At 67.2% G+C, this 26,903-nt stretch carries 1 protein-coding gene (cut by a window edge); it reads left to right on the top strand.

Translation table 11 applies throughout. The features are described from left to right. Positions 1-26,903: the 5' portion of a LamG-like jellyroll fold domain-containing protein gene (locus A6A05_RS04685; protein WP_068497959.1), read on the top strand. It continues 17,989 nt past the right edge of the window; only the first 26,903 of its 44,892 coding nucleotides appear in the window; the start codon lies at positions 1-3; its stop codon lies off the right edge, out of view.

Raw genomic sequence — 26,903 nt, 5'->3', positions numbered from 1 at the left:
GTGCAGCAGACCGTTATCGAAGCAAGCGGATCGACCCGGGTCGTCATTCCCGGCGCCGATTTCCTGCTCGAGGCCGATTACGTTCGGGCTGGCGCCGACCTGATTCTGGTGGGTGCCGACGGCACCCGTGTCGTCGTCCGCAATTACTTCGCCACCGAAACCCCGCCGGCCCTGGCCAACGCCGCCGGCGCGGTGATCGACCCCGAATTGGCCGAATTGCTGGCCGGCCCGCTGGCGCCCGGGCAATTCGCCCAGGCCGGGGTTCCCGGCAGCGGCTTGAAGAGCATCGGCAAGGTCGAGACCAGTTCCGGTTCGGTCGAGGCCCGCCATGCCGACGGCACCCGCAGCACCTTGAAGCCCGGCGACCCGGTCTATCAGGGCGACCAACTGCTGGCCGCCGACGGCGCCAATGTCGGGCTGGTCTTCGCCGACGGCACCGCCTTCGCGCTGGGCTCGAAGGGCCGCGCCGTCCTCGACAATCTGGTGTTCGATGCTGACGCCCATACCGGCTCGGGCCAGTTGTCGGTGGTGTCGGGCTCGTTCACCTTCGTCTCGGGCCAAATCCCCAAGACCACCCCCGACGCGCTGCAGATCAAGACCCCGGCGATGACCATGGGCATCCGCGGCACCGCCGGCGGCGGCGCGGTGTCGGGCGCGGGCGTCAAGGTGGTGCTGGTGCCGGAAAAGGGTGGCGTGGTCGGCGAGCTGACCTTCACCACCAAATCGGGCCAAAGCTTCACCGTCAACACCCCCGGCATGGGCCTGTCGGTCAGCCCGAGCGGGGCGGCGCAGGTCCAGGCCTTCAGCGCCCAGCAATTCGGCGCCATGGTCGGCAACGCGGCGACCGGCAGTTTCACCCAGAATGTCAGCGGCGGCTTCAATTCGGGCACCGGCCCGGGCAACGAGCCGGGGCCGGGACAGTTCCTGCCGTCGGTCCCCAATCCCAACCTGAATTTCGACCAAAAATCACCGTTGGATAAATCCGCCGCCGATAGAGTGGCCTCGCTGGTGCAAGAGGGTGGAAAGGCGCTGCAGGCCGAGATCAAGGTCCTGATCCAAGCGATCGACACGACCTTGCCGCCGCCGCCGACAGCGACGACGACAGCCGACCCGTACGCGTCGAAGATCACCACGGCGGTCACTGCGGTTTCGGCGTTGACCGGCGCCGTCACCGGTATCGCCAAGGTACTGGCGACGCTGAATCCGTCCGAGCAGGCCCATCTGCTCTATGACATGATCCTGACCGACGTCAGCGGCACCAAGCTGGAAGAAGCCCAGGCGATCCTGCAACTGCTGAGCGGCCATAGCTGGAAGCCGGCCAGCGAAACCGCCGCCGATGGCTCGGTCATCATCACCTATTCGTTCCCGACCCAGGTGCCCGCCGATTATGCCGGCTCGGTCGAGGGCCAGGGCTTCATCGCCTTCACGCCCGAGCAGCAGGCGGCGGCGCGCGCCGCCATGGCCGAATGGGCCAAGGTCGCCAACATCACCTTCGTCGAGGTCACCGGCGACGGCGGCGAAGTTCGCTTCGCCTCCACCACCACCGGCCCGGAAACCGCCTGGGCCTATCTTCCCGGCGACGGTACCGGCGGCGACGTGTGGTTCGACGCCGGCGACCCGCAATTGGGCTCGTTGATTCCCGGCAGCTACGGCTTTTTGACCCTGCTGCACGAGTTGGGTCACGCCTTGGGCCTGGAACATGCCGGCGATTATAACGGCTTTGCCGTCCAGACCAGCGCCTACGATTCGCAGATCTACAGCATCATGTCGTATTTTGGCGGCGGTCTGGTCGGCTATTCCGATAGCCCGCTGCTGCACGATATCGTCGCCATCCAGCAGATGTACGGGGCGCGCGGCGAGGATCTGGCGGCGCAATATCTGGGCGGCCTGCCCTTCGCCACCATCGCCGCCGACGGCACCATCGCCTTTGCCGCCTCGCAGGATTACGACGACGACGGCGACATCGACGCCTCCGACGATGCCATCGAGACGGAAATCAACGCCACCATCGCCGCCATCTCGTCGGACCTGGACGGCGACGGCACCATCGGCGACGTCGATGACAAGATCGCCACCCTTGAAGCGTTGATGACCACCAAGCAAACAGCGGCCGAGGCCATCGTCACCGAGTTGGGGACGGCGGCGCAAAGCAGCGCGCTTTACGTCAATCTGCAGACCGCGACGGCGGAAGTGAAGGTGGCCAAGGCCGCCGCCAACGCCCAGGTGGTGGCGGCCAAGCAGGCCGCCGTGCAGACCAAGATCGACGCGCTGATGACGGCATGGGAAGCCGATTCCACCGCCGACATCTCGACCATCACCGCGCTGAAGGCCAAGCTCACCACCTATCAGACCCAGTTCAACACCTACAAGGCCGAAGCGACCACCCTTTCGGCCAATTTCGTCAGCACCAAGATCAACAACCTGATCAGCAACACGATCGGGCCGGCCCAGACCAAGCTGACCACCGCCCTCGAGGCGGCGACCGCCAAGGCCAACATCCTGGGCACCGTCGCCGCCAATCCCAATGACAACACCGTCATCACCACCGCCATCAATGCCTGGGTCGATGGCACCGCCACCTCGGACGAGGCGACCAAGGAAGGCACCCGCGTCACCGCCACCTTGACGGTCAACGCCGCCAAGACCGCCAGTGCCAATGCCATCGCGGCCTTGGAAGCGGCCCGCACCGCCGAGCAGCCGGCCTATCTGGATTGGCAGGAAAAGCTGGGCACCGCGCAGGGCAAGCGCGCCTATGCCGACAGCACCGTCAAGCCGATCGTTGACGACGCCGCCGACGCGGTGGCCACCTTCTCGACCACCGCCACCACCGTGGTCATCGGCGCCGCCACCGTCAATGTCACCGCCGGTGCCAGCCTGACCTTGGCTGCCAACAAGACCCTTGAAGCGCTGGGAGAAACCGGCTCAGCCCGGCTGACCGCCATCGACCAGGCGTTGTCGGCGGCCCTGTCGGCCAAGACCAACGCCGCCGCCAATTACACCGCGGCCGTCAATGCCTACAAGGCCGCCCATGCCGGCGCTTCCGACGCCGATGCCGACAAATATGTCGAGGTGGCGGCGTGGAAAGTGCAGAAGGTGGTCGCCGACGACGCCTATGCCCGCATCCTGACCGCCGACGCCCTGGTCCGGCTGGGCAGCGACTACAATATCGCCCTGCAAAAGGTTGCCAGTGCGGTGTCGGCCGCCACCACCGCGACCAAGGCCACGTTGCTGGCCGACGCGCTGACGGCGGCCAATGCCGCCAAGAGTACCGCAGATACCGCTTTCACCAATTCCAGCCAGGCCGACCTGGCGGTGACCACCCAGGCCAAGACCTTGGCCGCCGATGCGGTGACCAAGATCCAGGCCGCCGCCAACGCGCCGTCCGACACCAGTCTGCTGAACGCCGCCCTGGCCCTGCCGCCGCAGGACGCCACCCTGGAAGCCACCACCATCCTGGTGGCGCAGGGTCTGGCCGCTGACCTTGAGGTCAAGGGCTTCTTCACCTCGTTGCTGACCGAATATCAGGCCGCCTATGCCACGGTGAACGCCGCCGCATCCGCCGCCGAAGCGATCGCCGCCCAGGCCGAGACCGCCTATGTCACCCTGCACGGCCAGGTCCTGACCCTGGAACAATCGGCGGTGACCGCGCTTGGCGCGGTGCTGACCGCCTATGACAATCTGGCCAAGGCCCAGGGCGCCGAGGCCGCCGCCGAATGGTACGAGAGCTTCTCGGAAACCATGGCGACCAAGAGCGTCAGCAATGACCTGCTGACCGCCGTCAATGCCGCCGTCGATGCCACCAAGCTGGCCGAGCAGGCCGCCCAGACCGCCAAGACTCAGGCCGGCGAGGCCAACACCCACGTCGCCGACGTCGCCGCGACCCAATCGGACGCCACCGATGCCCGCGCCGCCGCCGATCTGGCCCAGACCAAGTATCTGGAGGCCGAGGCCGCCCGTGCTCAGGCCCAGGCTCTGCTGGCCAAATCGACCACCTGGCGGGTCCATTCCAACGACATGGACACCATCTACCAGGCGGCGGTGAAGGCGGTCCTGTCGGCCTCGGCGGCGCGTGATTCCGCCGATTCGGCCGCCGACAACGCCGAGGCGATTCTGGCCCTGGCCCAGGCCCAGGCCTCTGGTGACGCCGGGGCCATCGCTGCGGCCCAGGCCGCCCAGGCGGCGGTCGCCACCCAGGCCGAGACCCGGGGCATCGAAGCTGCGCAGAAGCAGGCGGCGGCCGCTGTCGAAGAGGTGCTGCGGCTGCAGGCCCAGGCCCAGGCGGCGCTGACCCAGGTCAACCAGGCGCAAGCCGCCTTCGCCACTGGCCTGGTCAACACCAACCAGGGCATCGTCGCCACCGACCTCGGCACCGTCCAGACCAAGCTGGGCCAGGCCCAGACCGAGCTGGCCACCGCGCAGGCGGCGAACACCCGTACGGCAGCCGAGACCGCCGCCACCGCCGCCCGTGCCCGCCTGGAAGAAGCCCGTACCGCCACCGCCGACGCCATCGCCAAGGCCGACGCGGCGGCGGTCGATTGCGCCGATGCCGGCCTGGCCGCCATCGCCACCTCGAAGACCGCCGCCGACAACGCCGCCACCGCCGCCGTCAATTTCGCCAATGCGGCCAAGAACGCCCTGGCGGCGGCCAAGACCAAGCTTGATTTGATGAACCCGACGCGCAACGACAATGCGACGTTGGCCGGCGACATCGACACGCTGAAGAATACCGCCGTCAATTCCTCGAACGACCCCAACGGTGTCAACGACGCCGCCGGCAAGCTGGCGGCGGCGGCGGCCGAACTGGCCACCGTCAAGGCCATCGTCGCCTCGTTGCTGGCCTTGGGGCCGGCGGCGGCGGCCAAGGCCAAGAGTGCCAACGATTCGATCCTGTTCCTTGAACAACAGGTGATCAAGGCATCGAAGGCGGTGGCCGAGGCCGAGGCCGCCGAGAAGCAGGCCCTGCAGGTCGATGCCGCCGCCGAGGCCAAGCTGGCCACCTTCACCGCCGCCGCCGCCGCCAAGGCCGCCGCCGAGGCCGCCGCCGCCGAGGCCGCCGCGCGTGAGCTGGAACGCATCGCCGAGGCCGAGCGCACCCGTACCGCCCTGGACGACGCCGCCAACAGTCAGGCCGGCGGCTATGCCACCGACGCGCAGACCTACAAGAACCAGGCGCGCGACTACCAGAACGAGGCGCGCACCGCCTTCGACGACGGCGACATCGCCGGCGTCCAGTTGGCCTCGACCAAGGCCGCCGCCGCCGCGCTGAAGGCCAAGGCGGCGTTCCAGGCCGCCGCCGACGTCGCCGACGGCCATGCCGTCGCCATCGGCAACGTCGCCACCGCCGCCGATTACAACAAGCAGGCGCAAAGCTATGCCGCGGCGGCGCGGGCGATTTCCGACGCCGCCACCAATCTGGAAGCCGCCGCCGCGTCGTGGCGGACCGGCACGGTGGTCACCGCCCGCTTCGGATCGGTCGCCGCCAATACGCTGGCCACGACCTCGCTGACCACGGCCAAGTCGTCCTATGACGCCGCCGCCACCGCCGCTGCCGCCGCCCGCGCCGAAACCCGCGATCCTTTGGTGGCCGCCGCCGCCGCCGAAGCCGCCCGCGATTCGCAGGCGACCTCGAAGGCCGCGGCCCTGGCCGATTATCAGACGGCCCTGGCCGCCAACAACAACGACGCCACCAATCTGGTGGTGATGGCCTACAAGGACGCCTACGACGCCGCCTCGGCCGCCTATGACAACGCCGTCGATGCCGCCACCAAGGCCCGCGCCGCCGCCGATTCGGCGGTCACCCGCGCCAATCTGGCCGAGGCCACCTCGGATTCCGCCTATGATTCCTATGTCGCCGCGCAGGAATCGGTGGCCGATGCCGCCTCGGTCCAGGCCAACGCCGAAGCGGCCGAAATCATCGCCCAATACACCGCCCAGCGCGACATCGAGACCTCGATGGCGGCGGCCCTGGCTTCGGCCGACGCGGCGCTGAAGAAGGTCACCACCAACGCGGGCGACACCGATAACCTGGATTACGCCGCCACCGCCAAGACCAAGGCCGATGCCGCCAAGGCCCAGGCCGACGCCGCCAAGGCGGCGTTCGACGCGGCCGCGGTCGATCCCAACGACGCCACCGTGTTCGGCATCTCGGACGCCACCGGGTACAATACCGCCGCCCAGACCGCCTACAACCAGGCGAAGGCGGCGTCCGACGCCGCCCAGCTGGTGGTGGCCGACGCCGACGCGGCGGTGATCGCCGCCAAGGCCGCCTATGACAAGGCCGCCGACCTGCCCGACCAGATGCTGGTCGATCTCAATAACGACGGCAATTTCGACAACGATGCCAACGATCCGCAGGCGGTCGCGGCGGCCGCCGCCCGGGCCGTGCTGTCCAAGGCGGCGACCGATTACGCCAAGGCCCTGGGCATCCAGTCCGAAGTCGCCAAGCAGGCGGCGCTGGCCAAGTCCTATGCCGACCAGGCCTTCGAATCGCTGAACGTCACCAAGTCGCTGCAGGCCCAGACCCAGGCGGCCGGTGCCGCCAGCCTGGCCGACGCCCAGTTCGCCGCCGACCAGGCCAAGGATTCCGCCGCCAGCGCGGCGACCAAGGCCGCCGAAGCCCAGGCCGCCGCCCAGGCCGCCCGCGACCTGATCGACGGCACCGGGTCGAACGACCTGCGCACCACGCTGAACACCCAGATCACCGACGCCACCGGTCGCCTGACCGATTTCGGCGATTCCAGTGCCGGCCGCTACAAGGCGCTGGCCGACAAGATCGCCGCGCTGCAGACCAAGTTGACCACGCTGCAGGGCCAGGGCGTCACCGTCAACGGTGTCGACGTCAATGCGCTGAACACCGCCAGCGGCACCGCCAACACCGCCATCGGCACCGCCCGGGTGGCGGTGTTGGGCGATGCCGGCAACAACGTCCTGTCGGCCTCCGCCAAGGCCGACGCCGCCTATACGGCCGCGTCCAACGCTTTTGACGCCCCCAACAGCACCGACGATGCGGCCGGGCTGGCCGCGTCGGCGCAGAACGCCTATGACGCCACCGGCACCACCAACGATGCCGCCGGCCAGGCCGCCGCCGCCGCCGCCGCCAGCGACCTCGCCACCGCCAAGGCCGCGGCGGAAGCGGCCGGCGTCTTCGCCAAGACCGCCGCCGCCGCCTCGGAATCGGCGGCCATCAAGGCGGCCGTGGCCCAGGATCAGGTCAAGGTGGTGGCCAACCTGCAATCCGACATCTCGGGCAAGGTCGCTGCCGCCGCCAAGGCGCTGACCGATGCCGAGACCAAGGTCACCATCGCCATCGCGCGGGCCGATGCCGCCGAGTTGCAGTCGCTGGCCGCCAACATCGTCGATACCACCGGCACCGCCAACGACGCCCTGGGCAAGGCGGCGGCGGCGACCACCGCCAAGGCCTCCGCCGCCGGCGAAATCGCCACCATGCTGACCGCCTACACTGCGCGGGTCGGCAATACCGCCGCTTCGGCATCGTCGGACCAGACGGCGCGCGCGCTGATCGATGCCGCCTACAAGAAGGCGCTGTTGGCCCAAGGTGCCCTGGACGACGCGGTCAGCCAGTCCAACACCGCGCTGGGTTCCGCCAATGACGGCGCCACCGCCAAAAGCGCCTATGGCCAGTTGGCGCTGATCACCCAGACCATCGGCGGCACCAAGCTGGGGGCGGCCACCGTCAGCGCCGGCCAGGCCACCGAGTATGTCAACACCATCCAGGCGGCCAAGGCGGAAGTCACCCGTCTGGCGGCCATCGTCGATGCCGCCAAGACCAATGTCGATGCCCAGCGCACGGTCGTCGCCGACCAATTACTGGTGGTCAACGCCGCCACCACCCTTCTGACCCAATCCGATTCCGCCCGCACGCTGTACCAGACGGCGGCGGCGCAGTTGGACATCGCCAAGGCCAAGGCGGCGACGGCCGCCGCCCAGGCCGACCTGGCCAAGACCTATGCCGACCGCGCCGCCCAGGCGGCGATGAACGCGGCGTCCGAGGTCAATCCCAATGCCCTTTACCTGGGCAAGACCGCCGCCCAGTGGAGCACCGATGCCGCCACCGCCAAGGCCGCCGCCGCCACGGCGCGGGGCGAGGCCAACACCGCCTATCAGGCGGCGATCAACGCCTACGACAACCCCAATTCCACCAGCGGCGACGCCGTCGCGGCCGCTGCGGCCGCCGACTTGGTCAAGACGGTGACCTTGTCCACCGGCGCCTTCACCCTGGAAAGCAGCACGTCTGCGCAGGCTTGGGCCGACAAGGCGCTGGCCGCCAAGAACGAGGCGGCGACCCAGGTCGATAACGCCGACCGGGCGCTTGCCACCGCCACCAATGCCGAAAGCTCGGCCGCCGCCTCGGCGACCGCCGCGTCGAACGCCAGCAACGCCGCCGCCATCTTCGAACAGGCGGTCGATAGCGCCTATGCCGGCGCCCAGCGCTCGGAAGCCGACGCCCTGGCCGCCAAGAGTGCCGCCGCCACCGCGAAGACCAGCGTCGACCAGATCATCGGCGCCGATGCCAACGCCGCCGGCTCGGTGCTGAATAAGCTCACCACCATCATCAGTTCGATCGACACCTGGAAGGCGGCCAATCCCGGCGCCGATTCCAGCGTCGCCAACGGGATTCGCGCCAAGGCGGTGGCCTTGCTGGCCAAGGCCGACAGCACCAGTGTCGGCGCGTTGGGCATCAAGCAATTGGCGGCGGCGGCGGTGACCGACGCCACCACCTTCTCGGACCAGGCAAGCGCCAAGGTCACCGCGATCAACACCATCGACCTGACCTCGCCCAACCATGCCAGCCATGGCGACGTCAACACGATCGCCGACGCCCAGGCCGCCAATACCCTGGCGACCGAGGCGACCACGGCTGCCACCAACGCCAAGAACAAGGCGACCATCGCCAGCCTGCAGGTGTCGAGTGCCAACCAGTTGGTGGCCGATGCGGCGGCGCTGTCGACCAGCTTCTCGGGATGGCAGAGCCAGGTCGCCCAGGCGGCGCAACTGTCCGCCGCCCAGGCGGTGCAAACGGCCGCGGCCGCCGCCGCCGCCGACGCCAAGAACGATACGGTGACCATGTCGGAAGACGGCACCGCCACCATCAACGTGCTGGCCAACGACACCCGGACCGACGGGGCGGCGCTGAACCAGGGCCGCATCATCTCGGTCGGACAGGTGACGCCGCCCGGGCACGGCAAGGTCACGCTGTCGGCTGACGGCACCCAGGTCATCTATACCCCGGATGCCAATTACTACGGCACCGACAGCTTTACCTACACCATCACCAACACGGTGACGCTGACCAATTCCTATACCGGCCTGACCGAGACCAAGGTCACCTCGGACACCGCCACGGTGACGGTGACGGTGCTGGGCGTCAATGACAGCCCGACCGTGGTGGCCGATGTCGGTACCGCGCTCAATTCCTCGACGCCGGTCACCATCGATGTGTTGGCCAACGACAGCGATTTCGACGGCGACACGCTGTCGATCTCGGCGGTGACGCAGGGCGCCAAGGGCACGGTGGCGATCAGTTCGGGCAAGGTGGTCTACAGCCCGACCGCCGCGCAATTCCAGTCGCTTCGGGCCGGCGAGACCGGGACCGACACCTTCACCTACACCGCGTCCGACGGCAAGGGCGGCACCACAATCGGCACCGTCACCGTCACGGTGACCGGCACCAACGACCTGCCGGTGGTGTCGGCCTTCACCAAGGCCACGGTCGAAGAGACCCCCTACATCTTCCAGGCGTCCGATTTCGCCGGCGCCTTCGCCGATGTCGATGGCGACGCGCTTTCGAAGATCAAGATCACCACCATTCCGACGGCGGCCTCGGGCACGCTGGAATTCACCACCGACGGCACCACCTGGACTCCGGTCACCACCACCTTGCTGCAGACCGGCGAAGTGACGGTGACGGTGCCCAACCTGAATGCCGGCTATCTGCGCTTCGTTCCCAACGGCAGCTATACCGGGTCGGCCACGTTCGGCTGGAAGGCCCATGACGGCACCGGCTATTCGGCCAGCGACGCCACCGTCACGGTCACGGTGTCGAACGTCAACGACGCGCCGACCTTCACCGCCGACGCCAGCCTGCCCACCATCGCCGAGGGTGCCACCAATCCGACCGGCGCGACGGTCAGCGCGCTGTTCGGCACGTTGTTCTCGGACCCGGATGTCGGCGGTTCGATGGGCGGCGTCGCCATCGTCGGCAACAGTGCCGATCCGGTGAAGGACGGCGTCTGGCAGTTCTCGTCCGACAACGGCACCACCTGGACCAATGTCGGCACGGTCAACGATACCGGCGCCGCCTTGGCGGTGCAGGCCAGCGCCAAGCTGCGCTTCCTGGCGACGTCCGACGCTTCCGGCGCCATGCCCGACCTGATCGTGCGCGCCGTGGACGACACCTATGCGTCGGGCGGCGGCACCTGGTCGAACAGCGCGACGGCGACCAAGATCACCATCGATACCGGGACGCGGACGGGAACGTCCGCCTTCTCGCAGACGACGAAGGCGCTGCACGCGACCGTCACCGGCACCAACGACGCCCCCAGCCTGTCCGAACCGGCGACCTATTCCGTCGAGGAAGACACCGCCACGCCGACCGGCATGACCGTCGGGGCGCTGTTCGGGGATGTCTTCGTCGATCCCGATCCCAGCGCCTCGCTGGCCGGCATCGCGGTGGTGGCCAACAGCGCCAACGCCGCCACCCAGGGCAAATGGCAATATTCGGTCAACGGCACCACCTGGACGGATGTCGGCACGGTCAACGACACCGGCTCGGCGCTGTCGCTGTCGGCCGCGACCCAGCTGCGCTTCGCCCCGGTGGCCAATTACGAGGGCACCACCCCCAGCCTGACCGTGCGGGCCATCGACAACACCTTCACCGGCCTGTTCTCGGATGCGGTCACCCGCATCACCACCAGCACGGTGACCAACGGCAACGCCACGGCTATTTCCGGCACCACCGGCACGCTGAACGCGGCGGTATCGGCCGTCAACGACGCCCCGACCATGACCGCCACGGCGACGCTGGCGGCGGTGGTCGAAGACAGCGCGCCATCGGCCGGCGTGACGGTGAGCAGCCTGTTCTCAGCCAATTTCACGGACGTTGACGCGGGGGCGTCTCTGGCCGGCGTGGCGGTGGTCGGCAACAGTGCCAATGCCCAGACTCAGGGCACGTGGCAGTTCTCCAGCAATGGTGGCGCCCAGTGGGCCAATATCGGCCCCGGCAACGACAGCACCGCCGCCGTGACCTTGTCGGCTTCCAGTCTGGTGCGGTTCGTGCCGGCCCTCGATTACAGCGGGGCGCCGCCGGCTTTGGTGGTTCGCGGCATCGACAATTCCTATGGCGGCGGCTGGTCCGACAGCGCAGGGAACCTGTTCGTCACCGACGTTTCGGTGCGCGGCGGCACCTCGCCCTTCGCCAATACCACCACCTCGCTTTCGACCCAGGTGACCTCGGTCAACGACGCGCCGGTTCTGCTGGATACCGACCTGACCTCGGTCACCTATGATTTCAATAATCTGACCCCCGGCGGCATCGCCGGCCAGGACGGCTGGGTCGCCAACACTCTGGGCGGCACCCACGCCCTGGTGGGCGATACGTCCGCCACCGGCGCCTTCACCGACGGCAAGGCCTATCAGCCGCTCAGCCCGCAATCGACCCAGCTGAACATCTCGCGAATGATGGCGCTGCCGGCCCGTCAGCCGGGTGACAAGCTGGTGATCGAATACGACACCACGCCGAATTACTGGGGATCGTTCTTCCGGCTGGGCCGCGACATCAATATCGACGGCAATTTGCTGGATGGTAATGCTCTCGATACCGGCGAGGCGTCGATTGGTGTTGAAATCCGCCAGACGCCCTCGGAATCGGTCAGCCTGCACTTGGCTGACGGCACCCAGACGGCATGGCAGGCGCTTAACCTGGCCAACGATTCCTATGCCACTGGCTGGGTGCGCTTCCGGCTGACCCTGGATCCGACGGCCAATTCCAACCAGGGCGGCCTGAGTCTGGAATACAAGGAACTCACCCAGCCCGGCGGCGGCACCTGGCAGACGGTGTCCGGCCTGAGCAACATTCCTGCGGCCTTGGGCGCGAGCGGCGGGGCCGATCCGGCCAGTTGGAACGCCATCGTCTTCGGCGGCGGCAACGGCGAGTCCGGCCTCGACAACATCAAGATTTCGGCCCAGCCGAGCCAGCATGCCATCGTGCCGACGATCGCCGAGGACACCACCGCCCCGGCCGGCCTGTCGGTCGGCGCCGTGACGGCCGGCCTGGTGGTCGATGTCGATGGCACCCTGGCCGGTGTGGCGGTGGTCGGCAACAGCGCCAATTCCACCACCCAGGGCGTCTGGCAATATTCGACCGACAGCGGCACCAATTGGCACGATGTCGGCACCGTCGGCGATAATGCCACCGCGCTTGCGCTGTCGGCGGCATCGAAGCTGCGCTTCCTGCCGGTCGCCAATTATGACGGCACCCCGACCGGCCTGGATGTGCGGGCGGTCGACAATAGCTATGCCGGCGCCTGGACCAGCGGGGCCAGCAAGGTCACGCTCAACGCCGCCAGCCATGGCGGCTCGACCGCCCTGTCGGCCCAGGTGGCGACCATTGACACCATGGTCACCGAGGTCATGGACACGCCGACCGTGTCGGTGCCGACGGCGCAGGCGACCGGTGCGGCGGCGGCCCATGGCGGCGGCTTGACCTTTACCGGCGGCTCCTATGTGTCGGTGCCACACGATGCCGAACTGAACGTCGAAAGCGGTTTCACCGTCGAAGCCTGGGTCAAGCTGACGGACATCACTAACGAGACGGTCCTGGTGGAAAAGGGTGCCTGGGGTGGCAGCTGGCTGCTGCACACCAAGCCGAACGGCAGCGGCGGGGCCACCTTCGCGATGGCCTCGAGCCAGTGGACCTTCGCCTCGACCGGCTATGTCCACCAATCCGGCACCACCGTCCTTGCCGCCAACACCTGGTACCATGTCGCGGCGACATGGGACGGCACGACCTCGAAGATCTACGTCAACGGCGTTAAGGAGGCCGAGGAAAATCCGACCGGCGATCCGGCGGCCGTCACTGCCCCCTTGACCATCGGCGCGCGCGCCGGCGGCAGCGATCCGTCCAGCAGCACCATCGAGGACGTCCGCATCTGGAATACCCCGCGCAGCGCCAGCCAGATTCTGGCCGACGTGACCAGCGCGCCCAGCCCGACCGATCCCAACCTGGTCGGCTATTGGACCTTCAGCGAAGGCACCGGGACCACGACGGCCGACCTGTCGGGCGGCAACCATACCGGCGCGCTGACCTCGTCGCCGACCTGGGTTCCCGACACGGTCACCCAGACCGCGACGCTGGCCCTGTCGGCAGTGGTCACCGACCCCAGCGAGACCATCGCCTGGGTCGATATCTACAACGTGCCGGCCGGGGCGACCATCACCAACGCCACCAGCCTGGGCGGCGGCGTGTGGCGGGTGCTGCCGGCCAATCTGGGCAACCATACCCTGACCTTCCCGGCTGGCGGCGAGACCGATCTGGCTCTGCCGGTGATGGTCACCACCGTCGATGGCCTGACCAGCCTGACCACCACCAAGACCCTGTATGTCGCCGTCGGCTCGGCCATGGTGACCAATGTTGATGGCACTTACGACGGCAGCCCGCTGTCCATCGCCCAGACCGTCACCGGCGGCACGGGCTTCGACGTCATCACCGGCGGTTCGGCCGCCGACACCCTGATCGGCGGCGCCGGCAACGACACCGTCTCGGGCGGCGACGGCGCCGACGTCATCGTGGGCGGAGCCGGCGCGGGCGACGACGTCTATTACGGCGGCACCGCCGCGAACGATACCAACGCCAACGACACGCTGATCCTGTCCAGCGCCAACCAGACGGTGGTGGTGGACCTGACCGCCGGCACGGCGGCCGGCGCGGAAATCGGCAACGACACCGTCAGCGGCATCGAGCATGTGGTCGGCGGCCAAGGTGACGACCAGATCAAAGGCAATGCTGCGGCCAACTCTCTGGTCGGTGGCACCGGCAACGACACCCTGACCGGCATGGGCGGGGCGGACATGCTGATGGGCGGCATGGGCGACGATCGCTTCGTGGCCACCGTCGGCGACGGTTCCGACATGATCGACGGCGGTTCGGGCGCCAACAGCTATGACCTGACCGCCATCACCGGGGCGGTGACGGTGGATCTGGGCGTGGGCATGGCCGGCGGTGCCGACATCGGCACCGACAGCCTGATGGGGATCAGCACGGTTCTGTCCGGCGGCGGCGCCGACCTGCTGAGCGGCACGTCGGGCGCCGAGATGTTGGATGGCGGTGCCGGCAACGACGTGCTGGTGGCCTCGGCCGGGGCCGACGTTTTGGCCGGTGGTACTGGCAGCGACACCCTGTCGTTCGCCAACGCCGTCCAGGCGGCCAATCTCAACTTGGCCACCAATACGATGACCGATGACGGGTTCGGGTCCGCCGATACCATCTCGGGCATCGAAAACCTGATCGGCAGCACCTTTGACGACACCTTGCTGGGTGATGCCGCGGTCAACACCATCAGCGGCGGCGGCGGGTCCGACACCATCCGGGGCGGCGGCGGCGCAGATATGCTGACCGGCGGCGCCGGCATGGATTCCTTCATGATCGGCGCCGGCGATTCGACCGTAGCAGCCACCGACACCATCACTGATTTCGGCGGGACCGATGTCCTGAATTTCAGCGGCGCCAGCGACTACAAGTTCTATGTGTCGCCGGTCGCGGTGGTGGGCACCAACGTTGCAGCGGCGATCGCCGCCCTTGACCCGACGGTCGATGACGCGGTGGTGTTCCTGTCCAACGGCACCGATGGCTGGCTGTACGTCAAGGGCAATGGCTCCGGCACCGATTTCGACGGCACCCTGGTCGCCTTGACCGGCGTCGGCACGTCGCCGCAATTCGCCAATGTGGGCGGTGTCAGCGGGCGCCTGACGGCCGGCAGCATCGGCAACGATACCATCGCGCTGGCCGGCGCGGTGGGCGGCGACATGGCGGTCGGCGGGGCCGGCGACGACACCTATACCGCCAGTGTGATCCCGTCGGGCCAGGCGACCTTGTTCGACAGCGCCGGCAACGACACCTTGGACGTGTCGGCCATCGCCCAGTGGCAGTTGAAGGGGATCGAACGGGTGGGCACCGATATGGTGATCCGCTTCTCGCCTGCGGCCGGCGGCGGCTCGGTGCTGATCAAGAACCATTTCGGCGGCAACGCCATTGAGCAGTTCCTGGGCGATGACGGCGTGGGCAGCTTCGCCACCGGCCTGACCGGCGGCACCCAGCACGACGTCATCGTCGGCACCAGCGGGGCGGACGTCCTGACCGGCGGCGGCAGCGACGACATGTTCTTCGGCGGCGGCGGGTCCGACACCTTCATCGGCGATTCGACCACCGACGCCTGGGGCAATATCAAGGGCGGCGAAGTGTCGTTCGGCCTGTCGGGTTTGGCGGTGACCGCCAACCTGTCGGCCGGCACCGGCAGCTCGGGTGGCGATTCCTACACCTTCCAGGCCATCGATTCGGTGGTCGGCTCGGCGCTTGGCGACACCCTGACCGGCCGGGCCAGCGGCTGGTCGGGCCTGACCGGCGGGGCCGGCAACGACAGTCTGATCGGCGGCGGCGGCAACACCTGGGCGCTTTACGAGACCTCGGCGGCGGGCGTGACCGTCGATCTGTCCGCCGGCACCGCCGCCGACGGGTTGGGCGGCACCGATACCCTGACCAACATCGCCAGCGTTCGCGGCTCGGACTTCGCCGACACCCTGATCGCCGCGGCTGGCGGTTCGACCCTGGCCGGCGGCCAGGGCGCCGACGTCATGACCGGCGGCGCGGGGGCCGACACCTTCCTGCACCGGGCGGGCGACGCCGACACCATCACCGGCGGCAGCGGCTGGGATATGCTGGCCATCGACAGCGACGGCAACGGCGCCAGCGCCCTGAACCTCACCACGATGACGGCGCAGATTTCCGGCATCGAGGCGGTCAGCCTTAACTGGAACAGCGGTAACCAAAGCCTGACGCTCAGCGCGTCGGCGGTCACCGCCGTTACCGGCGGCGGGAACCTGCTGTTCGTCGACGGTTCCGCCGGCGACAGCGTCAATGTCACCGACACCGGGTGGTCGTTCACCAACCTGTTCACCTCGGGCCAGACCTATGCGGTGTTCAGCAACGGCGCCGCCACGCTGAAGATCGACACCGACATCGCCATGTCGTTCGCGGGCGTCACCAACATGGCGCCGGCCCTGGGCGGCACCTTGGCGGCGACCACCACCGAAGGCCAGTCGGTCACCCTGACCAGCACGATGATCGCCGGGTTCGACCTGGAAAGCGGGACGTCGCTCAGCTATCAGTTGGTCAGCATCCCCGCCAACGGCGCCATCCGCGTCAACGGCACCCCGCTGGCTGCAAACGGCACCTTCACCCATGCCCAGTTGCTGGCCGGCAACGTCACCTATCTGCACGACGGCAACGAGATCAACAACGACTCGCTGCAATTGCGGGCCTATGACGGCACCAGCTATTCGGCGCCGCAGACGGTGGCCTTCACCATCGGCATGATCAACGATACGCCGGTGCTGACGCTCCCCAATCCGACATCGATGTTCATCGAAGGCGGATCGACGCAGCCCCTGACGAACCTGACCCTGACCGACGTCGATACCGGCGGTTTCAGCGGCATGGTGGTCAGGATCGACAATCCGCAGGCCGGCGATGTCTTGTCCTTCACGCCGGCGGGCAACGTCACCGGCAGCTACAATGCGGGCACCGGCATCCTGACGCTGACCGGCAATTCGTCGCTGGCGGATTATCAGGCGGCGGTGCGTTCGGTCACCTATACCAACACGCTCGACAATCCCTCGACGACGTCGCGCCTGATCACCGTCGTCGCCGACGACGGCACCAGCGCCGCCAACATCACCGCCACCGTGACGGTGACCGGGGTCAACGACGCGCCGGTATTTTCCACGTTCCAGATGTCCGGTGGCTCGACCACCACGGCGAACTCCATAACGTCGGGTGGCCAGTACCAGCCCAGCGCGGCGCGCCTGGCCGATGGTGGCTACGTTGTCGCCTGGCAAGGGGCCATGCCCGGCGACGCGGAGTATGGCGCCATCGCCGTACGGCGCTTCAACGCCGACGGCACCGCCCGCGATGCGGCCGATGTGCTGGCCAATTCGACCACGACCGGAGACCAGGGACTGGCCTCGGTGGCCGCCCTGACCGATGGCGGCTACGTCGTCACCTGGAACAATTCCGACGCCACGCTCGACGTGCGCGCTCGTATCTTCAATGCCAACGGCACGCCCCGTGGCAATGACTTTCTTGCCAACTCCACCGTGCCGGACGGGCAGGGATTCGCGCAGGTGGGCGGCCTGGCCGACGGCGGCTTCGCCGTCGCCTGGTCCGGCGGTGTCGGGGCCACCCGCAACATCTTCCTGCGGACCTTCGACGCCAACGGCAACGAGGTTTTGTCCGAACGCCAGATCAACACCGACAACACTGACGAGCAGTTGTGGGCGACGGTCGCCGGCTTGAAGAACGGAAACATCGCCGTCTTCTGGCAAAGCCCAGACCTGCCGGGCGGGAGCGGCCTGGACATCGTCGGCACCATCCTGGCGCCGAACGGCGCGGTGGTGGCGGCCAACTTCATCGTCAATTCGACACTGGCCGGAAGCCAGACCATGCCGGCGGTGGCGGTGCTTTCCGACGGCAGTTTCGTGGTGGCCTACGAAACCGGCACCAACACAGACATCATCGTGCGTCACTTCGCCGCCAACGGCACCGCGTTGGGTGGCGAGATCAATCCGCTCCAGAACGCGGCCGGCGTGCAGTACCGTCCGCACATCACGGCGACGGACGATGGCGGTTATGTGCTCAGCTGGTACAGCGACAACGGCACCCGACAATACGTCGCCCGCGCCTTCAACGCCGACGGCACGGCGCGCACCGACGAGTTGGTGCTGGGCACGGTGCTGAATGACCAGACCGGCGGCAACGCGATCATCGGTCCGCTGTCCAACGGCTCGTATGCGGTGGTCTGGGGCAGCCAGCCGGCCAGCGACATCAACGTCGCCGCCCGCTCGTTCACGTTCAGCCCGCCATCGGTGGCGTTGACCTCGATCGGCGAGGATGTCGCCGCCGCCAGCAATACAGGCAGCTTGGTCTCGGCGCTAACCGCGGCGACCTCTGACCCCGACGGGGCCGGCGCTTTGCACGGCATTGCCGTCACGGACGCTCCGGCGGGCAGTGGCACCTGGCAGTACAGCACCGATTCGGGCAGCACCTGGACCGCCTTCGGCACGGTATCGACGACCAATTCCCTGTTGCTGGCCGACACCGACAAGGTGCGGTTCGTGCCCAATGCCGACTATACCGGTACCGCCAGCTTCTCCTGGCGGGCCTGGGACCGGAGCAGCGGCACGCCCGGCGCCAAGGTCGACACCAGCACGAACGGCGACGGCACCGCGTTCAGCATCACCACCGCCACCGCAACGCTGTCGGTGAGTCCGGTCAACGACGCGCCGACGTTGGCGCTGGCCACCGCGACGGCGTCGTACACCGAAGGCGGCACGGCCGTAGTGCCGTTCACGGACCTGACCGTGCTTGATGTCGATAGCGCCAATCTGACCGGGGCTACCGTCTCGATGGCCGGCTTCCAGGCCGGCGACGTCCTGACCTTTGCCAACCAGGGCGGCATCACCGGTAGCTACAATGCCGGCACCGGGCTGCTGACCCTGACCGGCTCGGCGACGCTGGCCACCTATCAGGCGGCGTTGCGCTCCATCACCTTCTCGAACAGCTCGGATGCCCTAACCAGCGGCTCGCGCACCATCAACGTCACCGTCACCGACGGCACCGCCGCCAGTGCCTCGGCTACGTCGATCGTGACGGTGACCCCGGTCAACGACGCGCCGGTGGTGGCCGGTCTGACCGGCACGGCGGCTTACGTCCATTTCGACGGCGTCGATGATTCGCTGAAGACGCCCAGCGCGCTGTCGTTCAGCTCCCACACCATCGAGGCGTGGGTCAAGACCACCGATGCCGGGTCGTGGAAGGGCATCGCCACCACCAACACCTCTGGCGGCGCCACCTCGTGGGCGCAGTTCGCCATGGATGGCGGCCGCCTGCTGGTCGAGCTGAATTTCGGTGACGGCAATTCCGTCAGCTATTCGACCACCGCGACCTTCAACAACGGCGCCTGGCACCACGTCAGCTATTCCTACGACAACGCCTCGAAGCAGGTTCACATCTATGTGGACGGCGTCGACCAGGCCAAGACCTCGGCCGGCTCGGCCGGGTCGTCGTCGCTGGGGATCTCGGCCCAATTGTGGATCGGCGCCCGTCGCGACGGCAACGGATCGTTGAATGGTGACCTTGCCGACGTGCGGGTGTGGAACAGTGCCCGCAGCCTGGCCGAGATCGAATCGACCAAGAGCGTCGATCTGGTCGGCAACGAAGCCGGGCTGGTCGGGCAATGGCCGCTCGACACCCTGGCCGGCCTGACGGTGGCCGGGGGCGGGACCGCGCCCGGGCCGTCGGTGGTGACCTCGGGCGGGCCGCCGGCGATCGTCTCGGCGCTGACCTTGGCCGAGGACGGCACCTTTACCGGTCAGCTTTCCGCCAGCGATCCCGAAGGGACGGCGCTGACCTATACGGTTCAGACCCAGGCGGCGCACGGCACCGTCACCATCAATGCCGGCGGCAGCCTGGTCTACACGCCGGCCGCCAATTATAGCGGGTCCGACACCTTTACCGTCGCCGTGTCGGATGGCACCGCGACCACCACCAAGACCTTCACCGCCACCGTCACCCCGGTCAATGACGGGCCGGTCGTGGTCAATGCGACCAACGCCATCACCGCCGAGGACACGGCCCGGGTGATCACCCAGGCCGAACTGCTGGCCGGCACCAATGATGTCGATGGCGACACCTTGACCGTTTCGGGGGTCACCGCCACCAACGGGACCGTGGTCAACAACGGCAATGGCACCTGGACGTTCACGCCGAGTGCCAATTATTCCGGCACGGCCAACCTTTACTACAATGTGTCCGACGGCACCCTGGCCTCCTCGGCCAGCATGCAGATCAACGTCACCAGCGCCAACGACGCGCCGGCGCTTGGACCGCTGACCAACGTTGTGGGCACCGCCACCCAGGTCAACGGGGCGGCCAATCCGTGGGGCTACAACGACCACATCACCCGGCTGAGCGACGGCAAGATGGTGGTGTCGTGGGGCAGCGGCTTCGCCGGCTTCCGCATCCTGAATGCCGACGGCACCCCGGCGACGGCGGACAGCACGCTGATGAACGGCGTTCTGGCGCCGTCGGCCAATTCGTGGGTGCGGGCGACGGTGGCGCCGCTGTCGGGCGGCCGCTTCGTGGTCATCGCCGACAATGAGTTGCGGGTCGACGCCTTCATCTTCAATTCGTCCGGGGTGCAGGAAGGCAGTCGCATCATCATCGGCGACTCGGGCGGCAGCGACCATTTCCCGTCCGTGACCAAAATGCCGGACGGCAATTTCGCGGTGGCGTGGCGGGAATACACCAACGTCTCGACCGGCCAGATTTCGGTTCGGGTCTACAACGATACGGGCGTGCCGGTCACCCCGGTCACCCAGGTCAATTCCATCGCTGGCGCGACCGAGTCGGTCAATTCGGTGATCAGCCTGGGCAACGGCAAGATCGCGGTGTTCTGGAGCACCGTGAACAATGTCTCCAGCAGTGGCGACTATGATGTCGATGGGCGGGTGTTCAGCTTGAGCGGCGGCACCCTGACCCCGGTCGGCAGCGAATTCCGCGTCAACAGCGTCGGTGCCGGGAACCAGTTCATGCCGCAGGCGGCGGCGCTGATCGACGGCAGTTTCGTGGTGGCCTACGACGATGGCGCGCCGCACGTGCGCCACTTCACCGTGGACAATGCCGGCAACGTGACGGGCGGGACCACCATTGACCTGACGGCGACCATCACCCCGGCTCCGTCGAATGTCGGCAGCCCGACGGTTCTGGCCTTGAGCGACGGCAGCTATGCGGTGTCGTGGCGCGCCTATGCGGGCGGCGGAACCCGGGTCGTCGTCCAGCATTTCGGCGCCAACGACGTGCAGATCGGCGATTCCATCGTCATCACGCCGCCCAGCAACCTCGCCTGGTCCAACAATGCCGAGATGGTGGAAATGGCCGACGGCCGGGTCGCCCTGGTCTATCCGGGCGACACCAACAGCGACGGTCACGAAGAGGTGTTGTTCAACACCGTCACCTTCGGCGGTCCGACCACGGCCAGCTTCACCCAGGTCGAGGACGCGACGGCCACCGTCCATACGGTGTCGGAATTGCTGGCCAAGGTCACCGACGCCGACGGCGCCGGCGCGCTGAAGGGCATCGCCGTCACCGATGCGACGGTACCCGGCGGCAACTGGGAGTACAGCCTTGACGGCGGCACCAATTGGCTGCAATTCGCCCTGGTGGCTCCGAACTCGTCGCTGCTGCTGGCCGACACCGACAAGGTCCGCTTTGTTCCCACTGCCAATACCAGCGGCACCGCCACCTTCACCTGGCGGGCCTGGGACCAGACCAGCGGCAGCCACGGGCTGAAGGTCGATACCACCGTCAATGGCGGCGCCAGCGCGTTCAGCGCCACCACCGGTACCGCGACGGTGACGGTGAGTGCGGTCAACGACGCCCCGGTTCTGTCGGTGGACGGTTACCTGGACCCGGTGGCCGAGGATGCCGCCAATCCGGCCGGGGCCACGGTTTCCAGTCTGTTTGGCAGCTTCTTCTCGGATGTCGATGCGGGCGCGTCCATGACCGGCATCGCGGTGATCGCCAACGGCGCCACCCAGGGAGCTTGGCAATATTCCGCCGACGGCGGCACCAACTGGACCAATATCGGCGCCGCCAGCGACGCCGCTTCGGTGGTGTTGGCCAATTCCAGCCTGGTCCGCTTCCTGCCCAATGCCAATTTCAACGGATCGCCGACCGGCCTGCTGGTGCGGGCCATCGACAATTCCTATGGCGGCGCCTTCAGCACCACCGGGTCGGTGGTGACCGCCGACACCACCTCGATCACCGGCGCCTCGCCCTTCTCGAACAGCCATTACCTGTTCACGGGCGTGACCGGGGTCAACGACGCACCCTATCGCCCGACCGCGCTGGTGTTCGACGGCAACGATTCCTTCGCCATCCCGACGACCACGGTTACCAAGTTCCAGGGCGCCGAGAATTTCTCGGTGGTGATGGACATCAACCCGAACGCCGTCGATGGCGTCTTGTGGCGCCAGTATGCCACCAACGGCCAGCTGGAGGTGATCACCCGCGTCCAGCCGGACGGCTCGCTGATCTTCGCCATCGGCAAGCAAAGCACCGGCTGGGACTGGAAGGTCACGCCCACCAATGTGATCGACTTCAATGAATGGTCGCAGGTCGCCTTCGTCAAGGACAACACCGTCGCCCGGGTCTATGTCAACGGCGTCGAAGTGTTCTCGCAGACCATCGGCGCGACCCAGTTGGGGGCGGTGGAAACCACCGCTGGGACGGCGTTCGGTTCCGATGGCACGAACAATTATTACAGCGGCCAGTTGGGCAGTCTGAAGGTTTACGCCCTGGGCCTGAGCCCGGCCGAAGTGGCGACCTTGGCGACTGGTGGCACTGTCACCACGAATCTGGTCGGCGACTGGGCGATCAATGAAGGCACCGGCACGACCCTGATCGACAGCTCAAGTCAGGGCAACGACATCACGCTGACCGGCACCATCGGCTGGAACAGCCTGGTTCTGCCGCAGGCCAACGAGGACGCGCCGCACGTCCTGACCACCGCTCAATTGACCAGCGGTGGCGTCGATGTCGACGGCGATACCTTGTCGGTCACGGGGCTGACTGCCAGTTCCGGCACTATGGTTGATAATCTGGACGGCACCTTCACCTTCACCTCCGCCGCCAACTATAACGGCCCGGTGACGCTGAACTATACGGTGTCGGACGGCCATGGCGGCAGCTATGCGACCTCTGCCACCATGACCATCAACCCGCTCAACGATGCGCCGACGGTGGCAGTGCCGATCGCTGACCAGACGGTTTCGGTCGGGACTGGCTTCACCTATACCTTCACCGTCGGCACCTTCGCCGATGTGGATGTGGGCGATACTCGCACCTATAGCGCGACGCTAAGCGATAACACGGCCCTGCCGAGCTGGCTCTCGTTCAATGCGGGGACGATGACCTTTAGCGGCACGCCGCCATCCGGTCTGGCCGGGTCCAGCCTGCAGATCAAGGTCACCGCCACCGATCAGGCGGGGGGCAGCGTCACCGACCAGTTCGCCTTGTCGCTGGCCACCTTCAGCGGCACCGCCGGCAACGACACCTTTGTCGGCGGCAGCAATGTCGATATCATCGATTTCGGCGCCGGCAACGATACCGTGACCGGTGGGGGCGGCAACGACACGCTGACCGGCGGTGCGGGCGCCGATATCGCGATCTTCTCGGGCAATGCCGCCGATTACCTGATTTCGGGCAATGCCGGCAGCGTCATTGTCGCCGATCAGGTTGGCACCGACGGTACCGACTCGCTGACCGGGATCGAGACCCTGCGCTTCGCCGATCGCGACCTGATGGTTTCGTCCACGGTTAGCGGCGGCACGCTGACGGCAGCGGTGACCACAAGCGCGGTCAACACCACGACCAATAATGACCAGATGTATCCCGAGATTGTCGCCCTGAACGGTGGCGGTCATGTGGTTTTGTGGAACAGCAACGGTCAGGGCATGACCAATGCGGTGATGGGGCGGCTGTACAAGGCGGATGGCACCATCGGGTCCGAGTTCCAACTGAACACCAATACCGTTACAACTCACTGGGGACAGATGGGCGCGGCCCTTGCCGACGGTGGCTTCGTCGCCCTGTGGCACGCCGATGGCCAGGATGCCGCCGGAACCTGGGGTGTCTATGGCCAGCGCTTTGATGCCAACGGCGTCGGCCAGGGTGAATTCCTGGTCAACACGACCACGGCCGGCTACCAGGCTTATCCCTGCGTCACCGCCTTGCCGAATGGTGGCTTCTTCGCGGTATGGGACCATCAAGTCGCGACCACGTTCCAGGTTCGCGGACAGGCCTTCGACGCCGCGGGCGCCAAGGTGGGCGCCGAGCTGACCCTGGTGGATGACAGCTACACTGACGTCCACTATGCCCAGCTCAAGACATTGCCGAGCGGCGAAGTCGTGATGGTTTGGACGGCGGCCGACGGCGCGGGCAAGGGTGCTTTCTTCCAGCGTTTCACCACCGACGGCGTGGCCCAAGGCGCTGTAACCCAGATCAATAGCTACACCACTGGCGACCAATGGGATACCAATGTGGCGGTTCTGGCCAACGGCGGTTTTGTTACCACCTGGCATTCGGGGCCTGATCAGGACGGCGACAATTACGGCGTCTATACCAGGGTGTACGATGCCAATGGCACGCCGGTGACCGGCGAAGTCCAGGTCAACCAGACCGTCGCCGGCTGGCAGGCCTGGTCCGATGTCACGGCCTTGTCCGACGGTGGCTTTGTCGTGGTCTACGACAGCAATCCCTTTACCGGCGGGGGCCACGCCGGCAATACCAGCACCATCTATCTGCAGCGGTTCGATGCGGCCGGCGTGGCGGTCGGCGGGGCAGTGACCATCGGCTCTGGCACCTTTACGACGGCGCAATACCCCTCCGTCGAGCAATTGGCCGATGGAAGTCTGGTGGCTGCCTGGAATGCCGCCGAAACCAACGGCATCGGCATCTACAGCCGTAAGCTGACCATCGATGGCGCCGTCACGGCGACCACGCTGACCGGCACTGTCAACCCCGACACCCTGTCGGTCGGCGCCGGTCTGACTTCGGTCGATCTGATGGGCGGCAACGACACGCTGAGGGTGACCTCTGCCGCGCTTGATGCTGGATTGTCCGTCAGTGGCGGCACCGGCACCGACACGATGATGGTCACTGATACCGCCGGTCTTACGCCCGTTCATCTGGCCAAGTTGACTGGCGTCGAGGTGGTCAAGCTGGCCTCCACATCGGCCACCGCGCAGTCGGTGATCATGGGTACCGAGGCCGAAAATTCCAGCCTTCGTGAAGTCGATGCCTCGGGCGCCACCAGCGGCGTGACGGTGGCGGCAATCACGCGCACCAGCGCGGTGACCCTCACCACCGGCGCAGGCGCCGATACACTTTATGGCGGCGCTGGTGCGGACACCCTGACCGGTGGCGCCGGCAACGACACCATCAACGGCGGCGCCGGCACCGATACCGCGTCCTTCTCGGGTGCGGTGTCGGCTTACACCTTCGCCTATGCCGGTCAGACCCTGACCGTCACCGGCCCCGACGGCACCGACAGCCTGACCGGTATCGAGACGCTGTCCTTCAGCGGCGGCACGGTCACCCTGTCGGCGGCCGACACCCGGGTCAACACCACCGTCGCCGGCAGCCAATCGTATCAAGCGGTGGCCGGGCTGACCGGCGGCGGCCATGTGGTGGTGTGGCAGAGCGCCGACCAGAATGGCGATGGAATCTTCGCCCAGCGCTTTGATGCCGCCGGCATGGCCCAGGGATCGCAATTCCTGGTCAACACCTTTACCGCCAACGCCCAGTCGTACCCCTCGGTGACCGGGTTGTCGGGCGGCGGCTTCCTGGTGACCTGGGACAGCTACAACCAGGACGGGTCGGCCACCGGCATCTACGGCCAGATATTCGACGCTGCGGGAACCGCCCAAGGGGCCGAGTTCCGGGTCAACCCATATACGCTCAACCACCAGACTATGAGTTCGACGACGGCCTTGTCCGACGGTGGTTTCCTGGCGACGTGGGCTAGCAACGGGCAGGACGGCTCGTCCTACGGGATCTACGGCCAGCGCTTCAACGCTGCGGGCGTGGCGGTCAGCCGCGACGGCACGACCACCGGTGCCGACGAGTTCCGGGTCAACACCACCACCGCCGATGACCAGCGTTACCCAGCCGTTTCGAATTTGTCCGACAACGGATTCGTGGTGGTCTGGCACAGCAATTTGCAGGACGGCGCGAATTACGGCATCTACGGCCAGCGCTATAATGCCGCCGGAATCGCCCAAGGGTCGGAATTCCCGATCAACGTGACGACCGCCGGTCTCCAGTTTGACCCGGCGGTCGCCGGCTTGTCGGGCGGCGGCTTCGTGGTCACCTGGTATAGCAATCCCACCGGCACAGATATCGACGTGGTCGGCCGTTGCTTCGACGCCGCCGGGGCGCCCGTGGGCGCCGAGTTCGTGATGCCGAACAGGCACTCTGAGGCATACCCCTCGGTGACGGCGCTGGCGGATGGCGGCTTCGTCATGGTCTGGCGGGGCGTCGCGGGCAGCGGCAACAGCAGCGGCTACAACATCTACGGCCAGCGTTATGACGCCGCCGGAACCGCGCAGGGTCCCGAATTCCTCGTCAACACCTATGGCCCGGAAGATCAGGGTTATCCGTCCGTTTCGGTGGCCGCGCTGGATGATGGCGGCTTTGTGGTCGCTTGGCCCAGCGGATTCCAGGATACCAGTGGCGGCGGCATTTTCTCCCGCCGCTTCGATGCCGCGGGCAATCCGGTGCTCGGGCCGGATGCCATGCTGACCGGAACGACCGGCGACGACATCCTGAATATCGGCGCGGGCATCGACCAGGTGGATGGCGGCGCGGGCACCGATACGGTGCTGCTTGCGGCCGGCGGCGTGCAGGTGGCCGTCACCAATGTGGAATCGCTGGTCGGCGGCGGCGGCGGCGACCGCGTGTTCGTCGAGGCCGTTATCCTCAACAACACCACCGGCCGCGCCTTCGACGGCGGTGCCGGCAATGATACCCTGTTCCTCTCGTATACCAACCAGGT

Origin of the sequence: Magnetospirillum moscoviense (assembly GCF_001650635.1) — a bacterium.
GTDB classification, from domain to species: Bacteria; Pseudomonadota; Alphaproteobacteria; order Rhodospirillales; family Magnetospirillaceae; genus Magnetospirillum; species Magnetospirillum moscoviense.
This window is presented reverse-complemented; position numbering and strand designations above follow the sequence as displayed.